At 50.4% G+C, this 25,049-nt stretch carries 23 protein-coding genes; 11 read left to right on the top strand and 12 right to left on the bottom strand.

The features are described from left to right. Positions 1 to 267: 267 nt before the first annotated feature. On the top strand, positions 268 to 522 hold the full coding sequence (locus KDM87_RS05200; RefSeq protein WP_212678100.1) for a hypothetical protein: 255 nt from the start codon (positions 268 to 270) through the stop codon (positions 520 to 522). A 41-nt stretch (positions 523 to 563) separates the two neighbouring features. Further along, positions 564 to 782, top strand: coding sequence for a hypothetical protein (locus KDM87_RS05195; protein WP_186885459.1), 219 nt, complete (start codon positions 564 to 566; stop codon positions 780 to 782). A gap of 160 nt (positions 783 to 942) precedes the next feature. On the opposite strand, the gene KDM87_RS05190 is transcribed toward KDM87_RS05195, so the two are convergent. The 4 genes from KDM87_RS05190 to KDM87_RS05175 form a co-directional block, all read right to left on the bottom strand. Beyond that, positions 943 to 2,157, bottom strand: coding sequence for an SGNH/GDSL hydrolase family protein (locus tag KDM87_RS05190; RefSeq protein WP_212678099.1), 1,215 nt, complete (start codon positions 2,155 to 2,157; stop codon positions 943 to 945). Then, on the bottom strand, positions 2,154 to 3,428 hold the full coding sequence (locus tag KDM87_RS05185) for an SGNH/GDSL hydrolase family protein (protein ID WP_212678098.1): 1,275 nt from the start codon (positions 3,426 to 3,428) through the stop codon (positions 2,154 to 2,156). The genes KDM87_RS05190 and KDM87_RS05185 overlap by 4 nt, the downstream gene beginning before the upstream one ends. Before the next feature lie 8 nt (positions 3,429 to 3,436). After that, positions 3,437 to 4,828, bottom strand: a complete 1,392-nt coding sequence (locus KDM87_RS05180) for an MBOAT family O-acyltransferase (RefSeq protein WP_212678097.1) — start codon at positions 4,826 to 4,828, stop codon at positions 3,437 to 3,439. Between the two features lie 242 nt (positions 4,829 to 5,070). Next, positions 5,071 to 6,030: a 2-hydroxyacid dehydrogenase gene (locus tag KDM87_RS05175; protein WP_212678096.1), complete on the bottom strand. Its 960-nt coding sequence runs from the start codon at positions 6,028 to 6,030 to the stop codon at positions 5,071 to 5,073. A gap of 141 nt (positions 6,031 to 6,171) precedes the next feature. On the opposite strand from KDM87_RS05175, the gene KDM87_RS05170 reads away from it, so the two are divergent. The 6 genes from KDM87_RS05170 to KDM87_RS05145 all read left to right on the top strand — a co-directional run bounded on the left by KDM87_RS05170 (position 6,172) and on the right by KDM87_RS05145 (position 14,250). Next, entirely contained in the window at positions 6,172 to 6,600 is a 429-nt protein-coding gene (locus tag KDM87_RS05170) for a reverse transcriptase-like protein (protein ID WP_212678095.1), read from the top strand. A 198-nt stretch (positions 6,601 to 6,798) separates the two neighbouring features. After that, entirely contained in the window at positions 6,799 to 9,045 is a 2,247-nt protein-coding gene (locus KDM87_RS05165) for a YgiQ family radical SAM protein (RefSeq protein ID WP_212678665.1), read from the top strand. 147 nt (positions 9,046 to 9,192) lie between these two features. Further along, the gene (locus KDM87_RS05160; protein ID WP_186885466.1) at positions 9,193 to 9,483 is read left to right on the top strand and encodes a hypothetical protein; all 291 of its coding nucleotides are present in this window, start codon (positions 9,193 to 9,195) and stop codon (positions 9,481 to 9,483) included. A 112-nt stretch (positions 9,484 to 9,595) separates the two neighbouring features. Continuing rightward, positions 9,596 to 10,700 (top strand): peptide chain release factor 2 gene (prfB, locus tag KDM87_RS05155; RefSeq protein ID WP_212678094.1). Its coding sequence is split into 2 segments (ribosomal slippage): positions 9,596 to 9,676 and positions 9,678 to 10,700, totalling 1,104 coding nucleotides; the frame shifts between segments, so codons are not numbered across the junction. A 117-nt stretch (positions 10,701 to 10,817) separates the two neighbouring features. Then, positions 10,818 to 12,356: a lysine--tRNA ligase gene (lysS, locus tag KDM87_RS05150; RefSeq protein WP_212678093.1), complete on the top strand. Its 1,539-nt coding sequence runs from the start codon at positions 10,818 to 10,820 to the stop codon at positions 12,354 to 12,356. Positions 12,357 to 12,444: 88 nt separating this feature from the next. Then, positions 12,445 to 14,250, top strand: coding sequence for an ABC transporter ATP-binding protein (locus KDM87_RS05145; RefSeq protein ID WP_212678092.1), 1,806 nt, complete (start codon positions 12,445 to 12,447; stop codon positions 14,248 to 14,250). 143 nt (positions 14,251 to 14,393) lie between these two features. On the opposite strand, the gene KDM87_RS05140 is transcribed toward KDM87_RS05145, so the two are convergent. Together KDM87_RS05140 and KDM87_RS05135 are read right to left on the bottom strand one after the other, a co-directional pair. After that, positions 14,394 to 15,386 (bottom strand): NAD(P)/FAD-dependent oxidoreductase, encoded by a 993-nt coding sequence (locus KDM87_RS05140; protein WP_212678091.1) that lies wholly within the window; start codon positions 15,384 to 15,386, stop codon positions 14,394 to 14,396. Positions 15,387 to 15,473: 87 nt separating this feature from the next. Continuing rightward, on the bottom strand, positions 15,474 to 15,923 hold the full coding sequence (locus KDM87_RS05135; protein WP_212678090.1) for a CBS domain-containing protein: 450 nt from the start codon (positions 15,921 to 15,923) through the stop codon (positions 15,474 to 15,476). Positions 15,924 to 16,076: 153 nt separating this feature from the next. Between KDM87_RS05135 and KDM87_RS05130 the strand changes: the two genes are divergently transcribed. The 3 genes from KDM87_RS05130 to KDM87_RS05120 are packed head-to-tail and all read left to right on the top strand — an operon-like array spanning position 16,077 to position 18,824. Then, the gene (locus KDM87_RS05130) at positions 16,077 to 17,387 is read left to right on the top strand and encodes an O-acetylhomoserine aminocarboxypropyltransferase (protein ID WP_212678089.1); all 1,311 of its coding nucleotides are present in this window, start codon (positions 16,077 to 16,079) and stop codon (positions 17,385 to 17,387) included. Between the two features lies 1 nt (position 17,388). Beyond that, entirely contained in the window at positions 17,389 to 18,198 is an 810-nt protein-coding gene (locus KDM87_RS05125; RefSeq protein WP_212678088.1) for an alpha/beta fold hydrolase, read from the top strand. A gap of 8 nt (positions 18,199 to 18,206) precedes the next feature. After that, positions 18,207 to 18,824, top strand: coding sequence for a LysE family translocator (locus tag KDM87_RS05120; protein WP_212678087.1), 618 nt, complete (start codon positions 18,207 to 18,209; stop codon positions 18,822 to 18,824). Positions 18,825 to 18,904: 80 nt separating this feature from the next. On the opposite strand, the gene KDM87_RS05115 is transcribed toward KDM87_RS05120, so the two are convergent. The 6 genes from KDM87_RS05115 to KDM87_RS05090 all read right to left on the bottom strand — a co-directional run bounded on the left by KDM87_RS05115 (position 18,905) and on the right by KDM87_RS05090 (position 25,042). After that, entirely contained in the window at positions 18,905 to 20,668 is a 1,764-nt protein-coding gene (locus tag KDM87_RS05115) for a methyl-accepting chemotaxis protein (RefSeq protein WP_212678086.1), read from the bottom strand. Positions 20,669 to 21,059: 391 nt separating this feature from the next. Further along, positions 21,060 to 21,488, bottom strand: a complete 429-nt coding sequence (locus KDM87_RS05110; protein ID WP_329604898.1) for a GNAT family N-acetyltransferase — start codon at positions 21,486 to 21,488, stop codon at positions 21,060 to 21,062. 6 nt (positions 21,489 to 21,494) lie between these two features. Next, the gene (locus KDM87_RS05105; RefSeq protein ID WP_230407604.1) at positions 21,495 to 21,932 is read right to left on the bottom strand and encodes an acyl-CoA thioesterase; all 438 of its coding nucleotides are present in this window, start codon (positions 21,930 to 21,932) and stop codon (positions 21,495 to 21,497) included. A 69-nt stretch (positions 21,933 to 22,001) separates the two neighbouring features. Further along, positions 22,002 to 22,898, bottom strand: coding sequence for an alpha/beta fold hydrolase (locus KDM87_RS05100; protein ID WP_212678085.1), 897 nt, complete (start codon positions 22,896 to 22,898; stop codon positions 22,002 to 22,004). Between the two features lie 128 nt (positions 22,899 to 23,026). Next, on the bottom strand, positions 23,027 to 23,935 hold the full coding sequence (locus KDM87_RS05095; protein WP_212678084.1) for an SDR family oxidoreductase: 909 nt from the start codon (positions 23,933 to 23,935) through the stop codon (positions 23,027 to 23,029). A gap of 105 nt (positions 23,936 to 24,040) precedes the next feature. Then, positions 24,041 to 25,042, bottom strand: coding sequence for an NADP-dependent oxidoreductase (locus KDM87_RS05090; RefSeq protein WP_212678083.1), 1,002 nt, complete (start codon positions 25,040 to 25,042; stop codon positions 24,041 to 24,043). Between the last annotated feature and the right edge of the window lie 7 nt (positions 25,043 to 25,049).

The raw sequence follows: 25,049 nt of genomic DNA, 5'->3' as shown, positions 1-25,049 counted from the left end.
ATAGGGGCCAATAGAAATCTAGCATAAGGAAACCGAAGCACGCGCCACATTACGGCTCTGCGATTCAGCAGACTTTCATACGTCGACGCCGCAAACGTGTGAGAAAAAATCAACAACGACAATAAAAATTCACAGAGCACTGACAAAGATGCTAATTTACCGAAGTGAGGATTTTATTGCATGATTTCATGTCTGCAAAAGGATCAACACTGGTCAGATGCGCTATTTCAGAATGGGAGCAGTCATTCATCATTTTTTGAGGGAAATATGCAAATTGATATTTATCAGAGTGTCGCGCAGCCCAAAAAACACCTGTCTGTCGCTGCCAATACCGACATCAAGCTATTAAATCTGGAAGATCCTGACTATGCCGATGTCCGGTTGATACAGCGCGGCTTCGACACATTGGGACTGGTCAAACCTGTCGCTCTGGATATCACAGCAGCAATCGCGGGTATAGAGAGCGAAGGTTATTATCTGCACAGCGCGGATATCGAAATCGGCTGGGTTCAGCAATCCTGAAGACAAGGCCGGCAGGCTTTAACACCTGAAAGGAAACCATCTTGAGAACGTTTAAAACCGGAAATTTCGAGATCACCTTTGAGCATGACATTCAGGACACCGCGGCCATCGCCCCCTATGCCACGATCAGGAATTTATTGACCGGGGAAGAAGGCGGCGTACTGGAGCTGGATATGATCTGTCAGACCGAGCCGCAAGCGGATGAAGAAGTCATCCGCGAAGCAAAACACAGAATCGCCACCGGCCAATGGCGCGACTGAATCAAGCCGGATTTTCATCGTCCAGAAGCAAAAAATACTGGGGGGAGTATATTTCAAGCCCCTTTATTTACTGGGACATTAAGGCAAAATTGGCAGATACTCCCCTGTTTTCAGTCATTTACGGGGTTGGAAAACAGTCATCTGGCCGCAGTCAGCGCATTTATCTGGCAGCACGCTGCTGCTGATATTTCTGCATCAGCGCTTCATACAAAGCATTACCGCTGCGCGCGTAACCATCTTCCGTAAAGTGCACGAGATCTGGTCGCGCCAATGGCGGGTTGGCTTCAGCATAGCGTTGTATCGCGCAATCACCGCCCATCGCCGCAGCCCAATCCCAGTACAATAATTTTTCAGCAGCCGCCGTTTCACGCTGTATGGTCTGTACGGTGCGCAATGCCATCGGCAATTTGTAGCGACACCCTGCACTCTCGCCAGGCCCGGTCTTTTTCGCTGAATTCGGCGCACCTATCAACAAAATCGCCGCCTCAGGCGCCGCGCTGCGCAATTGTCGTATCGTTGTTTGTAAATCCAATCGGTAAGCATCAAAGTCAGGTTTGCTATCAAACGCCTCGTTGGTTCCATACGACAAAATCAGCAACTGCGGACGACGCCAGCGCAACTGATCGCGCACCGCCTCTGGCTGCCAGCGGCTGATTACCCGTTGTGTCGCGCCGACGATGCCCAGCGCGTCAACACTGACACCGGGCGCAATCGCATCAATCGCAATACCGCCCAGCTCTGTTGAATTACCCTCGGAACGCAGAAACAAACTATTCAGCTCCGCGCCACTGCCGATCACATAGCTGACCTGCCAATCATTACCCACTGGCGGTGCCAAATCGCGGATATCGCCATCGGGAAAAGCCAGTTTCCAGCCGCCTGCAGCCTGATCAGACACTTTGCGCGACCATATGCTGACACGGTAAACACCGTTCAAAGGCTGCTTCGGTACAATTTCCATGTAAGCGCCTGACGACGGCATACTGGCGACACCGCCAAGCGGAAAATTTTCCGGATTCGCACGGCTGATACGGGTATTCCACTGCCCCGCCATTTTCATCAATACCTGGGCAGAACGCTGGTTTTTCACATAACCCGGAGTAATCCAGCCTATGCCTGCATTGCCGAAACGCTGCTGCATGCGCTCGCGATACGCCTGGGTAAAATAATCGCCACCGGTATGAGAGTCACCTAATTGCAGAATATGAATGACATCCTTACTCTCGCCACGCTCGAGCGCCGCCAGTTGACGCCAGAGCCGCGCTGCATTCGGATCGCCATAATCCTGCAATACAGTCGCCTCTGCGGCGGATGAAAAAAGACAGAACGTCAGCAGAGCAGACGCCAGACGCCCGAACAAAAAAGGATGGATCACAAAGGCTTACTCACTGTTGGTAAAGCAAACTGACGTAAAATCAGATCGCTCAGAATTTTCTGTCCGGCACGGGTGAAATGGATGCCGTCTTCATTGCGGACAGTCACACTTTTTCCGTCCTCCCTCGTAATCACTTTCTGATAGGTCTCGGCATTATCGCTCAATAGTTCACGGGTCGATAAATAACGCGAAGCGCTATCTTTGATCGCCGCAGAAAACAACTGATTCAAGACCTTCACACCACGATTGATATTTTCCCGCCCCATATTCGGTGCGCCCAGCCAGATCACGCGGATATGCTGCGCATGGGCATATCTGACGATACTTTCCACTCTGGACGCATAGGTCGATTGCCATTTCTCGCTGCCGAAGCGTTCATATTTGTTGCCGAACACCATATCCCAGGTATCGTTCGCACCAAGAAATACCACCAGCACCGAAATACGCTCTTTACTGATCGTGTTCTTAATCGTTGTTGGCCAGTCAAAATAACCGGGATAAGTCAGCCCGGTACTCTGACGACTCAGATCCAGCGACTTCACATTCCCATTTTGCAGTGCCCGTGCGACATGCGGCGCCACGCCCTGCATCATGGAGTCACCGACCAGCAAGACTTTGTCGCTGGGGCTGAGCACGATACGCCCGTCTTCATTGAGTGACGCAAACTGCGTCAATGGCACTGCCCGGGCTTCTTCCGTTTCAGTCACAGCTTCAGATGTATGCGGTTGCGTATCAACGCTTACGCTGGCGACCTTATCTGATTCTTTCTGACTTTGCCCGGCGTCACTGCTACTCTCTTTATTCGCTTTTTTACTGGCAACGGGCGACGTCGATACACTGGCGCCAATCCCATCCGCGTGCGCCTTCAATGACAGGCCGTTTGTCGTATGTGTTTTTTGTGCGGCGGCCAGTGCTGGCTCATCCTTTTGTACCAGCGCAGATTTACCCAGCCACAAGACATTGGTCGCAAGCATCAGGCGCTCCTGAGTCTCTGTCCAAGCCTCAATTTGCTGATTCAAAGTCCGCGATACTGCTTTGGAGACGTCCGTTCCGCTGTGCCATAACTCAGCATCCGACAAATGCGTCAGCCCTAATTCTCCGTGCCGCGTCTGCTGCCAGTAAATATCCAGCGCATCTTGCCGCAACCAGAACAATAAACCCAGCGTGAGCGCGATGACCGCCAATGTCGGCATCGAACCAGTATCGGCTTTCGTTGCGCTTAACGCTGTACTGGTTTTCGGTTTTACTCTTGTTTTGACCTTCGCCATCATGCAAGCTCTTAATAGGAATAATATAAAAACGCTGGCACCCCTGATGGTCCTAGCAAATTAATCAGTAACACCAGAAAAGCAAGTAGCACAGGTTTTAATATCAAAGGTGTTTTTTCTAATAAGCCCAGACTGCAGTCGCGCACCTGCTCAAAGTAATATGACCCCCAGAAAAATAACAATAACAAAGCACATCCGCCAAGCACATTGAGTTCAATCGCGCCGCCGTGACGAGTAAAGCCGGATAGATAATTCAGCGCTTCCTGCCAGCCATCGGCACGGAAAAATATCCAGGCAACGCAGACAAAATGGAATGTAATCACACCACTGAGAAAGCCGTCCGCTTTGCGCCCCGTGATTTTTTCCAACACGTTTTGCGCAACCATGCCCAGCCCGTGCAATGCCCCCCAGATCAGGTATTTAATAGCAGCGCCATGCCATATGCCGCTGATCAGCATAGAAGTGAGAATAGTCAGTTGCGTCGCCCACCAGCCGCCGCGATTTCCACCCATAGGGATATAGACGTAATCCCGTATCCAGGTAGAAAGTGAGATATGCCAGCGCCGCCAGAATTCACGCAGGTTAACCGCCAGATACGGTAAATTAAAATTCTGATTTAATTTGTATCCGAGCAGCATCGCCATCGCAATGACCAGATCGGAATAGCCACTGAAGTCAAAATAAATCTGAATCGCAAACGCGTACATACCTAACAACAGCTCTATGCCTTGGTACGCATCGGGATTCGCAAACAAAGGATTGACCCAGGTTGAAGCGATCCAGCTTGCCAGCCAGACTTTTTTAATCAATGCAGAAAGTAATAACCAGAAAATACGATCAGGCTGCCGAATCTGACGTACAGATTTTTGTTCAATCTGCGCCAGCAGCGTATCCGGGCGGCAGATAGGGCCCGCCATCAGAGTCGGAAAAAATGCGAGATACAAAGCGCTATCGAGCGGACTGGCAGGGTCGCGTTCGTTACGACCAACAGCGACGATATAGGCAATGGCTTGAAACGTATAAAACGAAATGCCGACTGGCAGAATAATATCCAGTGCAGGAATCACCCAATCTGACTGTAACGCACCGGCGGCGAGCTGAAAGCCCTCGCGAAAAAAATCAAAATATTTAAAAACCGCCAGATTAATCACCGACGCGGCAACACCAACAACAGTCAGTTTTTTTCTGTGCTGCGACCAGCGTTTTGCCGCAGCAAGCAACAGTAATAGCGATGCCGTATAGCATGCCAGTGTAGCGCTGAAACGCCAGTCCAGCGATGCATATATGGTGTAGGAAGCGAGCAGCAAAGCAACTTTTTGTGCAGAACTCCAACGTGCCAGCGCCCAGTAAAGCAATAGAAACAACAAAAAACAAACAGCAAATTCGGGCGACAGGTAACTCATGCTAGGTTCGGAGACAAAATACGCAAACGAAAATCAATCAACCGCCAACAATGACAACAAGCAGCGGAAAACAAAGAGGAAGACTTTACATTATCTCAATATTTTTACGCAATGCATTTCACAACAATCATGCGTGAAACCCGCAAAGCTGTTTCAATCTTGTTGCATCGCGGTTGCACAGGCGATTTGCACTGAGTGACGCAGCGAGAATTTGCGTACGCCAGTCTTGCACCCCAATCTTTTTAATACCCCTTAGCCACATCCACTAATACTGGCAAACTGCCATCATCACGATAACGGCGAATATTGCCAGCCACAATCGCCGAGGCGGTTTGCTTGTCTGTGGGGGCAGAGATATGCGGTAACACTGTGACCTGTGGGTGCTGCCAATGCCAGCTTGCTGCGGGTAACGGTTCTGCTTCAAACACATCCAACACCACATGCTGCAGATGACGAGAATCCAGTGCCGCCTGCAAATCTGCATCCTGCACAATCGCACCTCGGGCAAAATTCACTAGTGACGCCCCCTTAGGTAACTGCGCCATCCGCGCGGCATTCAACAAGCCTTTGGTGTCCGGTGTCAGTGGCAACAGGCAAACCAGAATACTGGTTCTGGCGAACATCGCCGACAATCCTGATTCGCCTGAAAAACAATCAACCCCGGCGATATTTTTCTGACTACGGCTCCATCCGCACACCTGAAAACCTGCTGCCAGCAAGCGTTTCGCCGCCGCCTCGCCCAGCGCTCCCAGCCCAAGCAAGCTGATCGTTTTTGCTTGTGGCCGGATATATTCCCGTGGCTGCCACTGGCTGTTTTTTTGTTGTTGCGCATAAGCCGGCATATCCCTGTGCAGATATAAAGTCCAGGCGAGCACTGCTTCTGCCATCGTTTCTGCCAACTGCGGATCGACTAAACGCACGATCTTTAATTTGCTCTGACCAAGATCGGCGACCAGCCTTTCTACGCCAGCCCAGACGCTATGCACCCATTTCAGCTCCGGCAGTTGCTGTAAATTCGCCGGATCGGGGTTCGCCACAATTGCGACAGTCACACTTTGCTTTTCATTGTCGGATAGTCGATCAAACGCAACGATGCGTTCGTCAGGCATCGCCTGCTGTAACGCCTGCACCCAGGCATCGGTCTGTGCATAATCAGATGCAGCGACAAAAGGAATCGGCATCCTGAGGTGATCTGGTTTCATTGTATGGTGCTTCTTTTGATTTTTAATAATGCAGGATCATACAGCGACACGCCAGCAATGGCGCAATCTGGTCAGCATGCGCTGATCGCAGAATATAATGGGCAATTGAGCTGCCTTTTAACGCTATTCAAGCGCCCTTTTATGCTTCCATCTTCTGCTCTGAAAAATTCCCGCGAAGCCGACTGGCTGGCTTGGTTTGACGGTTCAGCGAAACCGAATCCCGGCAACTGCAAAATCGCCTGCATACTGCATAGTCCTGATGGCGAAGTCACACAACACACTGCCAACATTGGCCACGGCGACAGCAGCGACGCCGAATATCAGGCGCTGATCGCCGCCTTGACGCTGCTGGCACAACATGTGACGCAACCAGAAACACAAACGATACTGCTGCGTGGCGACAGCCAGGTTGTCATTAACGATGTTCTGGCCAGCGAGGCGAAGGCATCCAAGCTGCTATCCACTTATCGCTATCAAGCGCAAGAACTGATGCAGTCTTTACCCCAATTGCAATTGAAATGGGTGCCAAGACACAAAAATACCGAAACAGACCGACTTTTACGCACCTGAAACGAATCCAAAGCCTACCTAAGGCGCCATTTAAAATACGCAAGCGTTTGATTCTTCAGCATAAATTCGGCGCTCTACAGGCAAGCTTGCAGGCTTTCCGGTACAATCGCGCCCATGAATCCTTTGCCTAAAAATCTCTTCTCACGCCCACGTTTCCGCCCTGAAGTCGGTGGTGATAACGCTGCACCTTTTCTTCCTATGTCACGCGCTGAAATGGATGCGCTTGGCTGGGACAGTTGTGACGTCATTCTGGTCACCGGTGACGCCTATATCGACCACCCAAGCTTCGGTATGGCGCTGATCGGTCGCGTACTCGAACATCAGGGTTTTCGTGTCGGCATCATCAGCCAGCCAGACTGGCATTCTGCAGATGCTTTCCGCGCTCTTGGCAAGCCGAATCTGTATTTCGGCGTCACCGCCGGCAATATGGATTCCATGGTCAATCGCTATACCGCCGACAGAAAAATCCGTTCTGAAGATGCCTACACACCCGATGGTGATCGTAGCAAACGCCCTGACCGCGCGCTGGTCGTGTATGCACAGCGCGCCCGCGAAGCTTTTCCGGATGCCAACGTTGTCATCGGCAGTATTGAAGCCAGTCTGCGCCGGATCGCGCATTACGATTACTGGTCAGATAAAGTGCGGCGCTCTGTTTTGCCAGACTCGAAGGCAGACATACTGTTATTCGGTAACGCCGAACGGGCACTGATCGACCTGACGCACAGATTGGCAGCAGGTGAACCGATTAAAGAAATTCGTGATTTGCGCGGAACGGCATTTATGGTGCCGCGTGGCTGGTTGCCAGATGAAGAATGGGTGGAAATCAATTCCGTTAAAGTCGATACACCGGGCAAAATCGATGCGCACACAGACCCGTATGCGATGACACCGCAAGAAGGCGCGAAATGTGCTACTGGTGAAAGTGACAGCACAACGGACGCCAATCTTGCACAAACTGCGGTGGCAACGGAAGTGAAGACGGACGTCGTTAAGCAACAGGCAGTGCGTATGATGAGCCGTGAAGAACGTCAGTTAATGCTGAAGAACAAGCAGCACAAATCGGTGATACGCCTGCCATCGTTCGATGAAGTCAAGGATGATCCGATAATGTACGCGCATGCATCGCGCGTATTTCATCTGGAAGCGAATCCTGGCAATGCCAAAGCGCTGCGACAAGGCTATGGTGAACGCGATGTATGGCTGAATCCGCCACCGCTGCCGCTGGCAATGGATGAAATGGACGGAGTCTACGATCGCGCCTATGCACGTGCGCCGCATCCGTCCTATGGTAAAGCCCGCATTCCAGCCTGGGAAATGATACGATTTTCCATCAACATCATGCGCGGCTGTTTTGGCGGTTGCACATTCTGCTCCATTACCGAGCACGAAGGTCGCATCATACAAAGCCGCTCAGAACCTTCTATTCTTCGTGAAATCGAAGAAATTCGCGACAAAGTTAAAGGCTTTACCGGCACCATCTCTGATCTGGGCGGCCCAACTGCGAATATGTATCGCCTTGCCTGCAAAGATAAAAAAATCGAAGAATCCTGTCGTCGGCTTTCTTGCGTTTATCCGTCCATTTGTACAAATCTCGGTACCGATCACAGCAAATTAATCTCGATTTATCGCAAGGCACGCGCGATACCGGGCGTGAAAAAAATTCTGATCAGTTCCGGGCTGCGCTACGACCTCGCTGTACGTTCCCCGGAATATGTGAAAGAACTGGTGACGCATCACGTCGGCGGTTTATTAAAAATCGCACCTGAACATACTGAGGCGGATACTTTATCGAAAATGATGAAGCCTGGCATCGGCAGCTACGATGAATTCAAGCAGATGTTTGAAAAATATTCGCGCGAAGCGAATAAGGAACAATATCTGATTCCTTATTTCATTGCCGCACATCCGGGCTCCACCGATGAAGACATGGTAAATCTCGCGATCTGGCTCAAGAAAAACGATTTCAAACTTGATCAGGTGCAGACGTTTATGCCAACGCCGATGGCACTGGCGACAACGATGTATCACACCCGCAAAAATCCGCTCAAAAAAATCACGGCAGATTCTGAAGTCGTGGAAACAGCGCGTTCAGGGAAAATCCGGAAACTGCATAAAGCTCTCCTGCGCTATCATGCGCCGGAAAATTGGGAAATCATCCACGAAGCCCTGGTACGCATGGGGCGGCGCGATCTGATTGGCAGCAGCCCGCGTCATCTGATACCGCCTCGTCAGCCTGCAATCCCTGTCACTGTCGATGAAAGCGGTGTAGCCAACGGGCGACGCGTAGCTGCACCCAAAATCAATACCTACGGCAAAAAGCCAGTTGCGCGTAGCAATGCCACGACCACACCTCGGGCGACCCCATCAACAACTGCACGCCCACCATTGGCTTACAAATCAGCAAAACCGAAAGCCAGCCCAGCGAAATCGGGCAGACGGCCATAATTCTGCACAAGCTGGCAAAGGGGCATTTCAAAGCTGCGAGCATCACCGCTCTGCAGCTTTTTTCTTTTTCTGACACTTCACCACAATTGGCTGAGGTAGAATCAATTCATCGCTGCTTCGATTCCAACATCATCCAACGGAGGAAATATGAAACACATGAAAACGGTTCTGATTCTTGAACACACTGAAGAAGTTTTTGACAAGCTTACCTGCGATGTCTGTGGCGCAGAATCTCTGTGGGATGAAAACTGGGGCACAAAAGAATACGAGAAAATTAACACCACGATTTCTATGGAAGAAGAAGAATCATTTCCGAACGGCGGCCAGTCGAAACTCACTCAATATCATATTTGCCCAAGCTGCTTTAAAGACCATCTGGCAAAATGGTTTGAAAGTCATCGCCACGCAAAACCAACGACCACAACTTCCGTCTGGTAACGCAACAATGCGCAAGCACATCAGATAAACATCCGCAGGCAGGCAAATTCAGTATTCTTGGCGCGGTACAAGGTATAATGCAAGGTTTGATTGCATAAGAAAAGCTAATATCATGGAAGCCGAACGCCTCAATAGTCTGTCATCCCTGCTTGCCGACCTGACGGTCCGTGAAGCCGAACTTCGGAGGTATCTTTGACTTCGATATCAAGTCAGAGAAACTCGAACAAGTTAACGCCGAATTAGAAGACCCGACGGTCTGGAATGATCCTAAGCGCGCACAGGATCTGGGCAAAGAAAAAAAATCCCTTGAAGCTGTTGTCAACACGCTGACCGAAGCAGAATCCGGCCTGCGCGATGCGAACGACCTGTTCGCTATGGCGAAAGAGGAAAACGACGACGATACGCTGGAATCCATCGAAACCGACGCACAGCATTTGCGCGAGCTGGTCGAAGGCATGGAATTCCGCCGCATGTTCAACAACCCTATGGACCCGAACAACTGCTTCATCGACATCCAGGCGGGTGCCGGTGGTACCGAGGCTCAGGATTGGGCATCAATGTTGTTACGTCAGTATCTGCGTTATTGCGAACGCAAAGGCTTCAAGGTCGAAATTCTTGAACAATCCGATGGTGATGTTGCTGGTATCAAGACAGCTACCCTGAAAGTCGAAGGCGACTATGCGTATGGTTTCCTGCGCACCGAAACAGGCGTGCATCGTCTGGTACGAAAATCGCCGTTTGACTCAAATAACGGACGTCACACTTCATTCTCAAGCTTATTCGTTTACCCTGAAGTCGACGATTCATTTGAGATCGACATCAACCCGGCCGATGTGCGCACCGATACGTATCGCGCCTCGGGTGCCGGTGGTCAGCATATTAATAAAACGGATTCCGCCGTTCGTCTGACGCACGGTCCATCAGGTATCGTTGTTCAATGCCAGAACGATCGCAGCCAGCATCGCAACCGTGCGGAAGCCTGGGAAATGCTGAAAGCGAAATTGTTTGAACTCGAATTGCGCAAGCGTATGAGCGAAAAACAAAATCTGGAAGATTCCAAAACCGACGTCGGCTGGGGTCATCAGATTCGTTCTTACGTGCTCGATCAGTCTCGCATCAAAGACCTGCGTACCGGTTTTGAGACGGGTAACACCAAAGCCGTACTCGATGGCGATATCGATGAATTCATCGCTGCTTCGCTGAAGCAAGGCGTTTAAAAATCGAGCATAACAAGCAAGTACAATGGCGCAACTTCCTGCATGCGAAGTTGCGCCGACACTCCTAACGGGCAGAAACACTGCCCGGACAACTGAGAGAAATTCGAGAGAAATCTTATGTCAGAACTGAATAATCAAACCGCCGCCAGCGAATTACCGGTCGATGAAAACTCCATCATCGCGGAACGCCGTGCCAAGCTTGACGCGATCCGTACCAAAGGCATCGCCTTCCCTAACGACTTCCGTCCGCAACATAAAGCCGCCAGCTTACAAGAACAGTACGGCACAATAGGCCGTGAAGAACTGGAAGCGATGAATGTCGAAGTCAGCGTTGCTGGCCGTATGATGCTCAAGCGTGAAGCAGGTAAAAAGGCAGCATTCGCGACCTTGCAAGACGCGTCCGGCATCAAGGCAGATGGCCGCATTCAGTTGTATGTGACACTGGATAAAACCGGTGAGGAAGCGATGGAAGCCTTCCGCCATTACGATCTGGGCGACATCCTTGGCGTTGAAGGCGTACTGTTCAAAACCAAAACAGATGAACTGACTGTTAAAGTCACAACATTGCGCTTGTTGACTAAATCGCTGCGCCCTCTGCCAGATAAATTCCACGGTCTGGCGAATCAGGAAACCAAATACCGTCAGCGCTATGTTGACCTGATTATGAGTGAAGATACGCGCCGCACTTTTAAAGCGCGTACTGCAGCAATGACATCGATCCGCAACTTCATGGCCAGCCATGAATTCATGGAAGTCGAAACGCCAATGCTGCATGTGATTCCAGGTGGTGCGGCAGCAAAACCTTTCATCACGCATCACAATGCGCTGGACATGGAAATGTACCTGCGTATTGCGCCTGAACTGTATCTGAAGCGCCTGGTCGTCGGCGGCTTCAATCGTGTTTTCGAGGTCAATCGCAATTTCCGTAACGAAGGTGTATCGCCACGCCACAACCCTGAATTCACAATGATGGAATTCTACGCAGCCTATGTTGATTACAAATGGCTGATGGACTTCACTGAACAAGTCATCCGTAAAGCGGCTGAAGATGCGCACGGCACTGCAGTGCTGACTTATCAGGGCAAAGAACTTGATCTGTCAAAACCGTTTGAACGCCTGACTATCGTCGGCGCAATCAATAAATACGCACCGCAATACACGCAAGAACAATTGCATGATGCTGAATTCATTAAAGCTGAATTACTGAAGTTCGGCGTCAAACCGTTTGCTACTGCCGGACTTGGTGCCTTGCAACTGGCACTGTTTGAAGAAACTGCCGAAGCACAATTATGGAATCCGACCTATATCATCGACTACCCTGTTGAAGTGTCGCCACTGGCACGTGCTTCTGACACCGTTCCCGGCATCACTGAACGTTTCGAGTTATTCATGACGGGTCGTGAAATTGCGAACGGTTTCTCAGAATTAAACGATGCCGAAGATCAGGCTGCACGCTTCCAGGCGCAGGTTGCAGCAAAAGATGCGGGCGATGAAGAGGCGATGTACTACGACGCTGATTACATCCGCGCACTCGAATACGGCCTGCCACCAACCGGTGGTTGCGGTATCGGCATTGACCGTCTGATGATGCTGATCACCGATTCGCCAAATATCCGTGACGTGATTTTGTTCCCACATCTGCGCCGCGAAGACTGATCTCCGACGCCATAGCGAAACGTCACATATCGAGAAGGGACTGTATGATGCAGTCCCTTTTTTTTACAATCTGATTGAGTCCAACATCATGTCAGCCATACATCCTCTTAAAAAATTACTGCACTATGCCAGTGCTTATAAAACTGATCTGCGGCTGGCGACACTGTATTCGATACTGAACAAATTTTTTGATGTGCTGCCGGAAGTACTGATCGGCGTGGCAGTCGATATCGTTGTTAATGGCGAAAAAAGCTTTCTCGCCAAACGTGTGCTGGGCGGATTCGGCATTACGGAAACCTGGCATCAGTTGGTGTTTCTCGGTGTCGTCAATGCGTTTATATGGATGGGCGAATCGTGGTTTGAATATTTACTGTCGCTGAAATGGCGCAAGCTGGCGCAGAACCTGCAACATGATTTACGACTGGACACTTACGATCACGTACAAAAACTGGAGATGGCGTATTTTGAAAATCAGCGTACCGGCAATCTGATGTCGGTGCTGAACGAAGACATCAATCAGATGGAACGTTTTCTGAACGGTGGCGCGAATCAGATCATTCAGGTGATCTGCTCTTCCGTGATGGTCAGTGCTGTCTTCTTTGTGCTGCAACCTTCGTTAGCAATCATTTCTCTGTTGCCGGTACCGGCAATTTTGTTCGGCGCATTCTGGTTCCAGAAACGGCTGGCGCCGCGTTATGCCGAAGTCCGCGAGGCCGCTGGCGATGTCAGCGCCCGTCTGAACAATAATCTGCTCGGGCTGGCCACGATCAAAGCGTTTGCCACCGAAGATTTTGAAAAAAAGCATATTGCCGAAGCCAGTAATACTTATCGCGAAGCCAATGCGCGGGCAATTGCGGTCAGCGCTGCCATTACCCCGGTGATCCGCATGGCGATTCTGGCCGGCTTTACCGCAACACTGGTGTACGGCGGCTGGCTGACGCTGCATGATGAGTTGGCGGTCGGCGCATATTCAGTACTGGTCTATCTGACGCAACGCCTGTTATGGCCGATGACCAGCCTGGCGGAAGTCGCAGACATGTATCAACGCTCAATGTCAGCGATTGACCGCGCCATGAATTTGCTCGACACGAAAATCAACATCGCCTACGAAGGGCAACACTTACCGGCAACCGATGTAAAGGGACATATCCGTTTCGACAGCGTCGGTTTTGCCTATGGCGAGCAACAAACCTTACACAATATCAGTCTCGATATACCGGCAGGCAAAACGATCGCCTTCGTTGGTTCTACCGGCTCCGGAAAGTCAACGCTGGTCAAACTGTTATTGCGCTTCTACACTCCTCAAAGCGGAAAAATTTTTATCGATGACGTTGCAACCGATAGCGTCAATCTGCAAGACTTACGTCGTCAGATCGGCTATGTTGCACAAGATAGTTTTTTAACGGATGGCACCATCGCTGAGAATATTGCCTACGGCTCAAACAACGTGTCGGAAACAGCAATTGCCGCTGCCGCTCAGGCCGCGGAAGCCACTGAATTTATCAGTAAGCTGCCGCTGGGTTTTGCCACCCGTATCGGTGAGCGCGGTCAGAAACTTTCCGGCGGTCAGCGTCAACGGCTGGCGCTGGCACGGGCCATCTTAAAAAATCCACCGGTCCTGATTCTTGATGAAGCGACCAGCGCAGTTGACAATGAAACCGAGGCCGCAATACAGCGCAGTCTGGATGTTGTCAGTCGTGACCGCACCACCATCGTCATCGCACACAGGCTCTCAACAGTGCGACAAGCCGATTGCATTTATTTACTGGAAGCAGGCCGAATTGTCGAAAGTGGCACCCATGACGATTTACTGAAATTAAATGCTGGCTACGCAGCGTTATGGCGTCTGCAAACAGGCGAACGCGCACAAGGTCAAACGCAATCTGCCACGTAATGCTGTCTGCTTAAATTTAATTTTTTCGCGTGATAAATGCGCGCAATATTCGGAGTCAGCAGACTTTTTATCTGCAACAATAATTAAATTGACTGGCGGTGCTGACAACCCTTGCAATTGGGGTTGTCAGCACTCTCAGCGCATCAGGAAATGGTCTTTGCCAGCGCGAGTGCGCTGAGGAAAGCGTGCTCTACTCTGCCGTTACCTTCGAGCTCGCCCGCAAACCAATCGCCACAGACGCCGATTCCCAGTTTGCCATCCCATAAACAATCCTGCGCCAATGGATGCTCTGCCTGTGCAAAGCGCCAGCGATGAACAACCGCATAAATGGGCTGCACCCAGGATCCGGTAGCTTCATGAAAAGCTTTTAATAGTTTTTCTTTGGCGCGTTCGGGATCTTCCTCAAGATGCTCCAGACTCCATGCCGGGGTTGCGTGCGCAACCCAGCGTTCGCCTACGCGGTGTTCTGGCTTGGAGGTATCTCTGGCGATCCAGCCAAGACGCGACTGATTGATCCAGGCACCATCGTAAGGCAGTTCCAGAGAATTCTGAAATCCCAGCATCATCGTCCAGCAAGGCGCCAGCTTTGCCTGTTCCGCTTGTTTAGCAAATTTAGGCACGACTGCAAGTAAAGGCGCCGCCTGATCAGCTGGAATTGCTAGTACGACCGCGTCAAATGGCCCTGCCGTCGCTGGAATCGCCACCGTATTTGACTGAATTTTGAGTAGCCATTGTTTATCATGCTGCTCCAGCGCCAGCACTTGTTGCTCTTTCCGCACATCCAGACCATGTGCCAGTTGCTTACCAAGTGCATTCATACCAGGCACGGCAACATAGCGTGTCGAGCTACGTCCCGCAGGCTTAGCTTGTCCCGCGTCCAAGGTTGCCAGACGTGCATCCCAGGCGGCAACCCAGCCCAGTTTTTTCCAATCAGCGACTTCTTTTTTAAAGCGGTCAGACGTCGCGGTGAAATACTGAGCGCCGTGATCAAAACCGCCAACCTCAGTTTGTCGTGTACTCATGCGCCCGCTGACACCCAGGCTTTTTTCGTACACGGTGACATGATGTCCCTGCGATTGCAATTGACGGGCTGCGGTGAGTCCGGATAATCCGGCACCTACGATGGCGATATGCATAATTTCCCCTTTTCCAGACAATAAAAAACGCCCGCATCTGATTATTTGCGGGCGTTATTTCGAATCAAACCGGCATCAGGCGGTTACCTATTCTTCATTTTCAGCAACGGGCCAATCGCGAATATACGCTTTCAGCATTTTATTTTCGAAACTCTGCGCTTCGAGCACTGCACGCGCTACGTCATAAAACGAAATCACACCCATCAGCGTTTTTGCATCCATGACAGGCAGATAGCGAGAATGTTTTTCCAGCATCATGCGACGTACTTCGTTGACCTCGGTTTCCGGCGTGACCGTCATAGGATGGTCGTCCATATATTTACGGACAGTACCACCTCCGAGAGAACCATTATTCGTATGAATCGCGCGAATAACTTCGCGGAAGGTCAGGATACCGACCAGATCACCGTATTCCATCACAACCAGAGAACCGATGTCTTTTTCTTCCATGACACTGATCGCATCTGCAATCGGCGTATCAGGTGTGATAGTGAAAAGGATGTTGCCTTTTACCTGAAGAATTTCCGAAACTTTCATGGGGCTCCCCTCCTGTGTATTCTGTTTTTTAAAAACAGTTTTCAATGTATCGCAAGCCATGCAAAAAATCCAGCAAGTTCAACATGAAAACGGCATTTCATTTTGCAGTCTTAATGGTAGCATTGACTGATCACAATACGGAGACCAGAGTTTATGAGTGCCCCCCATTATCCCGGATTCGACACACTTTCTTTACATGCCGGTGCGACACCCGACCCAACAACAGGCGCACGTGCGACGCCTATCTACCTGACATCCTCGTTTGCGTTTAAAGATTCGGATCACGCCGCATCGCTGTTTAATATGGAGCGGGCCGGACATGTCTATTCACGCATCTCGAATCCGACGAATGCCGTACTCGAAGAACGGATTGCGGCACTCGAAGGCGGCGTTGCCGGGATTGCCGTCGCCAGCGGACAAGCCGCATTGCATCTGGGCTTAACAACCATCGCTGGCGCTGGCTCACATATTGTTGCTTCTCGCGCTTTGTATGGTGGGTCACATAACCTTCTCGCATACACCTTAAAACGCTTTGGGATAGAAACCACCTTCGTTGATCCGCGTGACCCAGACGCTTGGCGGGCAGCAATACGACCAAATACTAAAACCTTGTTTGCTGAAACTCTCGGCAATCCCGGATTGGATGTGCTGAATATACCTTTGATCGCAGACATTGCCCACGCACACGATTTACCGCTGATGCTGGATTCAACATTCACCACGCCGTATTTATTGCGCCCGTTTGATCACGGTGCTGATCTGGTTTTTCACTCTGCAACTAAATTTTTATGCGGTCACGGTACCGCTATTGGTGGCTTACTGGTCGATGGCGGCACATTCGACTGGCAGAAAGCGCATGACAGAACCGGACGTTTTGCCGAGCTTTGCGAACCCTATGATGGCTTTCACGGCATGGTGTTTTCCGAAGAGTCGACTGTCGGTGCATTTTCTTTGCGAGCACGACGCGAAGGATTGCGCGACTTCGGTGCCTGCATGAGCCCGCATAATGCATTCGCCATCCTGCAAGGCATAGAAACACTGGGCTTGCGCATGGACAGACATGTTGCCAATACCCGTAAAATCGTTGATTTCCTGGTGAAACATCCGACTGTTGCTGCCGTTTCGTATCCGGAATTAGAAACCCATCCCGACTATGAATTGGCCAAAACCCTGCTGCCCAAAGGTTGCGGCGCTGTCTTCTCATTCAACCTGAAAGGTGATCGCGCCGCTGGCCAGCGTTTCGTTGAAGCGCTGAATGTGTTTTCACATCTGGCGAATGTCGGCGATGCGAAATCGCTGGTGATACACCCGGCCTCAACTACGCATTTCCGTGTTCCGGCAGAACAGTTGCAGGCCTCCGGCATCACGGAAGGAACACTGCGCTTATCTGTGGGTCTGGAAAATGTTGAAGACCTGATTGAAGACCTGACACGCGGCTTGAAAGCTGCTCAGAAAGGAGCCTGAGATGCTGTTTCAGATTCAATGCAAAGATGCTTATTGCTACACCGGCGGCAAAACATTCAATCCTGCGCTGCCAAGCATCGTGTTTATTCATGGCGCGCAGAATGATCATTCCGTCTGGGCTTTACAGTCCCGCTATTTCGCCCATCATGGCTACAACGTGCTCGCTGTCGATTTACCGGGGCATGGCCGCAGCAAAGGTCAGGCGCTGAATAGCGTAGAGCAGATGGCGACCTGGCTGATCGCTTTGCTTGATGCTGCCGGTATCGAGCGCGCCGCTCTGGCTGGACATAGCATGGGCTCGCTGATTGCCCTGGAAGCCTGTTATCAGGCGCCTGCCAGAGTCAGCCATCTGGCCATGATAGGGACTGCCTACCCGATGAGAGTATCAGACCTGTTGTTGAATGCCGCTCGCGACGACGAGCAGGCTGCAATTGATATGGTGAACATCTGGTCACACAGCAGCATTGCGCATAAGCCGTCCTGTCCAGGGCCTGGATTTTCCGTCCTTGGTGGCAGTAAACGACTGATGCAACGTATTTCTGCGATCAACCCTGAGCTGGTTTTTTACACGGATTTTTTCGCCTGTAACGCCTACAGCAACGGCGAAATCGCTGCGCAATCCGTCAGGTGTCCAACCTTATTCCTGCTCGGCAAAAAAGATCAGATGACCCCGCCGAAAGCCATCGCTGGCCTGCGTAGTCTGATTTCTCAAAGCAAAACTTCCGTGATAGACAATTGCGGACACGACCTGATGGCAGAACAGGCTGATGCGGTGCTCGACACCTTATTCGATTTCGTGCGGGGTAGCTGAGGGTGGCGATGAATCTTGAAAGCTGGGCCTTATTCACCGCGACAGAAGCGGCAATGTCACTCTCACCCGGTCCGGCTGTCATGATGGTTGTTGCGGTTGGCATTGCCCGCGGCTGGAGGACATCCTTGTTTGTCACGCTAGGGATTCTGACTGCAAATGCGATTTACTTTGCGCTCTCGGCGACCGGTATCGGCAGCTTGCTGCTGACATCGCCGATACTGTTCATGGGAATCAAATATCTTGGCGCGGCTTATCTGGTCTATCTGGGTTTATCGGCAATACTTGGGAAGCCTTCTCCCATCAGCATTTCCAGACTGGACGGGCCGCCACAAAAAGGCAGCCGCATCTTTTTCAGCGCTCTTAGCCTGCAATTGACCAATCCCAAGATCTTGCTGACTTTTGTTGCCATCCTGCCGCAGTTTATCGATCAGCATGAAACAGTCGGTTTGCAAATGCTGATTCTGGCGCTCTGCTCCATCATTCCTGAATTTTTTATTTTGCTGGGATATGGCGTGTTGGCAAGCAAAGCCAGCCATTGGGCGACACAAGAAAAATATGCCTTAATCACGGAGCGCATCGCAGGTGGATTAGTACTGTGTGCTGCCACACTGGTTGCCACCGTTTGAAAAAAGGGAGAATAGTCTCTCCCTTTTTACCCGACATCAATTTAAATCGATTTAAATTGATCTTAACGGATTTCCAATCATCAAAACTCTTCCCAGGCATCTGACGCTGCTTTTTTTTCGGGAGCAGCATCATTCACCTGTCTCAGTCTTTTAATACTTGAGGTCTGCGCCCTCGCCACAGCCGCTTTTTTACCAGGCAAAGTCGTGGTTGCACGCTTTGTGACCGGTTCAGCGCCAGCAAGCGGGATCGCTGTCATCGCTGTCATCGACGTCATATTCGCGAGCTGAAATGTACTGACAAGCTGGCTGAGATGATCTGCCTCATTCTGCAAAGCCGAGGCTGAAGCTGCGGCTTGCTCCACCAATGCAGCATTTTGCTGCGTCACATCATCCATCTGAACGATGGCTTCATTGATTTGTTCTATGCCTGCGGTTTGCTCTTGCGTCGCCATCATAATTTCACTCATGATGCTGGTCACGCGCTGAATACTATTGACGATTTCGACCATGGTCGATCCCGCCTGATCAACCAGTTTCGCACCAATTTCCACCTTACTGACCGAATCATCAATCAACTTTTTAATCTCTCTGGCAGCTTCAGCCGAACGCTGCGCAAGACTTCTTACCTCTGTCGCAACCACGGCAAAACCACGCCCCTGTTCACCTGCGCGGGCAGCCTCAACGGCGGCGTTCAGCGCGAGGATATTGGTCTGAAAAGCGATGCCATCAATAACCCCGATGATGTCGACAATCTTGCGCGACGATTCGTTGATCGAGCCCATCGTCTGGACGACCTCGGCAACAACGGTACCGCCTTTAACAGCAACATCTGAAGCGGACACCGCAAGTTGATTGGCCTGACGCGCACTATCGGTATTCTGCTTCACGGTTGACGTCAGCTCTTCCATTGAAGAAGCCGTTTCTTCCAGCGAACTGGCCTGTTGTTCTGAACGGGAAGATAAATCCAGATTTCCAGAAGCAATCTGTTTTGAGGCTGACGCTATCGTTTCGGTACCTGCACGCACCATACCGACAATATCAGCGAGGCCATCACGCATGACACGCATTGCGTGCATAAGGCTATGCTCGTCGCCAGCGGCCAGTTGTATATCGACACTCAGATCCCCTGCGGCTATTTTTTCGGCAATTTTTACTGCATAACGTGGCTCGCCACCTAACTGCCTCAGCAGGCTACGTATAATCAGCCACGAAGCAACAACACCAACCAGGATCGCCAGCAACCCCAATATGATCAGCATTTTTCGTGCGTCACGATAATCTGATTCTGCTTTAATGACGGCTTCTTTATTCTCTTTTTCCTGATCTACGACAAAATCATTGATCAGTTCCCACCATTTCTTTTGTACCGGACGATATTCATAGCGCAGTAGCTTATAAGAATCATCTTTATTACCCTGCTGAATTAATTGCAGACTTTTAGCAATGAAAGGCTCAGATAATGTTGCCTGTTCACGGATTTTATTTAACAAACTAAGTTGTGCATCATTAGTTTCGCTATCCCGCTTCATGAGTTGCTCTAATTTATCCTCTGCCTCATGGTATTTTTTATTCTGGGCAGCAATACGGTCCACTTCTATCTGTATCTCTTTTTGTTCAGTCAGCAGTAGCAAATTCCGCAGTGCCAATGCTCTCTCAGTGACCGTCAGATACATACTCTGCGCCAACCGTATTTCCTCATCGTTAAAGTGAACGATTTGCTCCATCCGCTTGTTCATCTGATGCAGATAGCTGATACCCAGCACGAGCACGATTAACAAACAACTCAATACCAGACCAAATCCGGCGATTAAGCGACTTGATACTTTGGTGTCTTCAATTCTCATGATTTGTGTCTCCCGATAATGAAATGAATACTGAAATACTCAATGTCTGATACGGTGTAGCTCACTATCTGAATCGTTTTTTTTATCGTCTACTGTCGTCTACTGCCTATATACGTTAATGTAATTTATTAATACTTATAAATCTAACACCATATTTAATAACATATTAATATTTGTCAATTTAAATATGAAAATACGCCGTACGAAAATATTTTTGCCAGGATGCTGTCTCCGTCCGGCATCAGATTTATGAAGGGTGCGTGACACAAATAAAAAAGCGCACCGTCTACACAGTGCGCTTTTTAAGGATGCCATCGGTTTTTACAAAGGCGTGCTTTCTGCAGGGTCAGGCAAGGGAGTCCCCCAAGCTGCCATTCATTACCTCGTCAGTTCACAAGGGATGAGACATCGACACGTGTGGAATGCCAGCTTCCATAAAGACCTCACCATCACGCGAAAATCCCTCTTTCACGTAGAAATTTTCAGCTGTCTGCTGCGCATTCAATCGCACACCGGTATCTCCGCGCAGTTTTGCCTGCTCCATCAGGATACGCAGTATCTGCGCACCGACACCGGAATTACGGGCGGATTCCAACACAGCCATGCGACCAATATGACCGTCAGGCAGCAAACGACCTGTGCCTATCGCCTGATTCTGTTCATCGTAAGCAACAGCATGCAGACACTGGGCATCCATTACATCCCATTCCAACTCGACGGGAATATGCTGCTCAATCACAAAAACGGAATAACGTACTGCCTGTGCGTCTTTTTGCAAGGTAGTCCAATCACCTAAAACAATGCGTGCGGGAGTCATCATCACAAGTCACTCTACTGGTTTCAATTTTTCAAAGCTGGTGATTATCGCACGCCAATCTGCCGGAAATGCAACTCCCTTGCGCAGTGTGGTATCGGCGTACACATAAGTTAATTCACCGGAAATCAGATGTTCTTCACCCCGGAAAATTTCAATCACAAACTGGACGGACGAGCGCCCAATTGCATGACAACGCACCCCTATGTCCAGCACATCATCAAACCTGGCGGACGCCAGATATTCTATGCCGGCCTTGCGGGCAAACAATTCTTTGCCTTCTTTGGCCTGGGTGATTGCGCTGGGCAAACCTGTGGCGCGCCAGTATTCGGTAAAGGCGACATCAAAATAAGTCAGGTAATGGCCGTTAAAGACGATCGCCTGCATATCGACTTCCGACCAGCGTACTCGTAAGGCATGAAAAAAAGAAAAATCAGATCTTGCCATCATGAATCCCTGCTAAAAATCACTACGCTGCATCATTGTCACCGCATCAGCTGATGCAGCGGATGCACACACTTATTCAGTAAGAAACCGCCGTATCAGTTGATTGATGCGTTCAGGCTGCTCATGAATAATCCAATGCGAACCTTCAGCGATGCGTTCAACGCGAACATCGGCAACGAAATCCTCGATCCCATCCAACAGGGTTTTCGGCAAGGCTTTATCGTTCTCGCCCCAGATAATGCGGGTCGGTACGTTGACCTTGAAATCATCCGGATTCAGATGTAATTGCAAAGGCCCCTGATTTTCAGCGGTAGGCGGGTGCAGCGGCGAAGCGCGGTAATAATTCACGCCGCCTGACAAGCCCTTGCGCCAGCAATCGTGATACTGCGCACGGGTTGCGTCGTCAAACCAGATCGCTGGTGCCTGCCCCATACCGTTAAAAAAACCATCCATCAACGCAAAATCATCTTTTGCCAGAGCGACTTCAGAGTCAGGCTTGCGCAACCAGTTCATGTATTCGCTGGCAGCCTTTTGTGCCGGATCATTCGCCAGCGCCTGCATAAACAGATAAGGATGCGGGGAATTAATAATGATCAGTTTTTCTATCATCGCCGGTAAGGCGATGGCCATATTCCAGCACACCGCACCACCCCAGTCATGCGCGACCACAATCGCTTTCTGATAACCCAGATGCTGTATCAGCAAGCGCAAATCATCGACGATATGCTTTGCTTTGTAAGCGCTCAGATCGGCGGGCATATCGGATAAATTAAAACCACGCAAATCCGGTGCAACTGCAAAATAATCCCGACCAAATTCGGGTAACTGCGCAGCCCATTCGTACCAAAATTCAGGAAAGCCATGTACAAATAAGATCAGCGGTTGCCCCTGCTGACCAGCGCTGGCGTAATGCAGGCGGGTACCATTATCTACAGTGGCAAATTGATTTGCCTTTATCGTTACGGTCATCGTGTCTCCGGATTATCTGAAAATGGTAGCGTCAAGGGAGGCACTATCAGCACCTGAGTCTGCGCTCTTCGTGCTCACAGCGACCTGCCCCAACTCATTTTGCTGAAGGATTGTTCTGCTCTGTTTTTTTAACTGATTGATACCTTCAGCTTTTCTCTGAGCATATCGCGGATATGCGGTGCTGCCTTGTACGGGTCACCCGGATTGCGTTGCAAGACGATATCTTCCATGCGTTCCTGCACATTACTTAAAGCCCCCGGATGCGAGAACACGTAGAACTGTTCTTCGCTGATCGCTTTAAACGTATTTTCCGCCACTTCCTGCGCCGTCACTTTGCCTGAGCTGACTGCCTTATCCGACATCGCTTGTGCGGCACGCTGACTGGCCGTTGGCGCTGCACCGGGAACGTCTTCCGGACGATTTCTGTGTGATTGCGAAATACCGGTCGGTACAAAATAAGGGCAAAGTACGGAAGCGCCTATCGGTGCAGCAACCAGCTTCAGATCCTGATACAGCGATTCAGTCAGCGACACAACTGCATGCTTGGAAACATTATAAACACCCATGGTCGGCGCATTCAGCATACCGGCCATCGATGCTGTATTGACGATATGTCCTTCGTATTCCGGATCTTTTTTTGCACACTCCAGCATCAGATTGGTAAAGATACGAACACCATGTATCACGCCCCACAAATTCACGCCCAATACCCATTCCCAGTCGGCCTGGGTATTTTCCCAGACCAGGCCGCCAGAGCCGACACCGGCATTATTAAAGACCAGATGAACTGCACCGAATTTTTCCATCGCAGCATCCGCCAGCGCCTGCACCTGTTCGGCATGACGGACATCACAACGCATGGCGATCACCTGCGCACCAAGCTGCTCCATCTCAGCCTTTGTCTTCTCCAATGCATCTTGCTGTACATCCGCCAGTACCAGCTTCATGCCCAGACGGGCACCGATCAATGCAAATTCACGGCCAAAACCGCTGGCAGCACCGGTAATGACGGCGACTCGGTCTTTCAATACTTTCATTTTGTCTCCTGATTTTTACGAATGAAACAGGAAGTTCATTTCCTGATCACACAATTGTTGGAATGATTTATGAATTTATTTTTGAATCTATTTTTTGACTACGTTTTAACTCAGCTTAACAAGCTGTTTACCAAAGTTCTGGCCTTTCAGCAGACCGATAAATGCATCCGGCGCTTGCGCAATACCTTCAGCGATGGATTCGCGGAATTTCAATTTTCCGGTTGCCACCAGCGTCCCCAGTTCTTTCAAACCCTGCGGCCATAAATCCATGTGCTCCGACACAATAAAACCACGCATCGTCAAACGCATCGTCAGAAATGCACGCGCATTTTTAATGGCAATCGGCTCACCGTTGTAGCCAGAAATCATGCCGCACATGGCGATACGGCCAAACGGGTTCATACGCGCCAGACTCGCATCAAACACGTCGCCGCCGACGTTTTCAAATACAGCGTCAATCCCATCCGGCGTTGCGGCTGCCAGATCAGCGTCCAGCTTGCCCGCTTTATAGTCAACGCAAGCATCAAAACCCAGTTCGTTCACCACGTAAGCACATTTTTCAGCGCCACCGGCTATGCCAACCACGCGGCAGCCCATTTGTTTCGCCAATTGCCCGACCACGCTGCCAACCGCACCACTGGCAGCAGAAACGACCACCGTTTCCCCGGCTTTCGGCTGCATGATTTGCGTCAGTCCATACCACGCGGTCAGGCCCGGCATACCCACCGCACCCAGGTAAGCCGATAAAGGTATCGGCGACGCGGCATCGAGCCGGCGCAATAATGCACCATCGGATACCGCCACTTCTGTCCAGCCCAACATGCCCAGCACTTTGTCACCAACAGCGAAGCGCGGATTTTTGCTGGCGATGATCTCGCCGACCGTGCCACCGATCATGGTTTCATTTAAAGGCTGTGGTGCAGCGTAACTTTTCGTTTCCTCCATACGACCACGCATATACGGATCGAGCGATAAGAAATGATTGCGGACTAATACCTCGCCATCCTTAATTTCTGGCAGCGGCAAGGTCTCAAGACGGAAATTGTCTGCCCTGACGTTACCTTGTGGACGGGAAGCTAAAACGATACGTTGATAAGTAGAAGACATAAATAAA

The organism is Cognatundibacterium rivi (assembly GCF_018139565.1).
In the GTDB taxonomy this organism is placed as follows: Bacteria; Pseudomonadota; Gammaproteobacteria; order Burkholderiales; family Burkholderiaceae_D; genus Undibacterium; species Undibacterium rivi.
Note: the sequence above shows the minus strand (reverse complement) of the source record. Positions and strands in the feature narration are given on the sequence as shown.

Excerpts from the sequence above, each read along its gene's own strand:
- KDM87_RS05200 (WP_212678100.1), top strand. The coding sequence starts at position 268 with ATGCAAATTGATATTTATCAGAGTGTCGCGCAGCCCAAAAAACACCTG.
- KDM87_RS05185 (WP_212678098.1), bottom strand. The coding sequence starts at position 3,428 with ATGATGGCGAAGGTCAAAACAAGAGTAAAACCGAAAACCAGTACAGCG.
- KDM87_RS05180 (WP_212678097.1), bottom strand. The coding sequence starts at position 4,828 with ATGAGTTACCTGTCGCCCGAATTTGCTGTTTGTTTTTTGTTGTTTCTA.
- KDM87_RS05175 (WP_212678096.1), bottom strand. The coding sequence starts at position 6,030 with ATGAAACCAGATCACCTCAGGATGCCGATTCCTTTTGTCGCTGCATCT.
- KDM87_RS05170 (WP_212678095.1), top strand. The coding sequence starts at position 6,172 with ATGCTTCCATCTTCTGCTCTGAAAAATTCCCGCGAAGCCGACTGGCTG.
- KDM87_RS05165 (WP_212678665.1), top strand. The coding sequence starts at position 6,799 with ATGTCACGCGCTGAAATGGATGCGCTTGGCTGGGACAGTTGTGACGTC.
- KDM87_RS05160 (WP_186885466.1), top strand. The coding sequence starts at position 9,193 with ATGAAACACATGAAAACGGTTCTGATTCTTGAACACACTGAAGAAGTT.
- lysS (WP_212678093.1), top strand. The coding sequence starts at position 10,818 with ATGTCAGAACTGAATAATCAAACCGCCGCCAGCGAATTACCGGTCGAT.
- KDM87_RS05145 (WP_212678092.1), top strand. The coding sequence starts at position 12,445 with ATGTCAGCCATACATCCTCTTAAAAAATTACTGCACTATGCCAGTGCT.
- KDM87_RS05140 (WP_212678091.1), bottom strand. The coding sequence starts at position 15,386 with ATGCATATCGCCATCGTAGGTGCCGGATTATCCGGACTCACCGCAGCC.
- KDM87_RS05135 (WP_212678090.1), bottom strand. The coding sequence starts at position 15,923 with ATGAAAGTTTCGGAAATTCTTCAGGTAAAAGGCAACATCCTTTTCACT.
- KDM87_RS05130 (WP_212678089.1), top strand. The coding sequence starts at position 16,077 with ATGAGTGCCCCCCATTATCCCGGATTCGACACACTTTCTTTACATGCC.
- KDM87_RS05125 (WP_212678088.1), top strand. The coding sequence starts at position 17,389 with ATGCTGTTTCAGATTCAATGCAAAGATGCTTATTGCTACACCGGCGGC.
- KDM87_RS05120 (WP_212678087.1), top strand. The coding sequence starts at position 18,207 with ATGAATCTTGAAAGCTGGGCCTTATTCACCGCGACAGAAGCGGCAATG.
- KDM87_RS05115 (WP_212678086.1), bottom strand. The coding sequence starts at position 20,668 with ATGAGAATTGAAGACACCAAAGTATCAAGTCGCTTAATCGCCGGATTT.
- KDM87_RS05110 (WP_329604898.1), bottom strand. The coding sequence starts at position 21,488 with ATGATGACTCCCGCACGCATTGTTTTAGGTGATTGGACTACCTTGCAA.
- KDM87_RS05105 (WP_230407604.1), bottom strand. The coding sequence starts at position 21,932 with ATGATGGCAAGATCTGATTTTTCTTTTTTTCATGCCTTACGAGTACGC.
- KDM87_RS05100 (WP_212678085.1), bottom strand. The coding sequence starts at position 22,898 with ATGACCGTAACGATAAAGGCAAATCAATTTGCCACTGTAGATAATGGT.
- KDM87_RS05095 (WP_212678084.1), bottom strand. The coding sequence starts at position 23,935 with ATGAAAGTATTGAAAGACCGAGTCGCCGTCATTACCGGTGCTGCCAGC.
- KDM87_RS05090 (WP_212678083.1), bottom strand. The coding sequence starts at position 25,042 with ATGTCTTCTACTTATCAACGTATCGTTTTAGCTTCCCGTCCACAAGGT.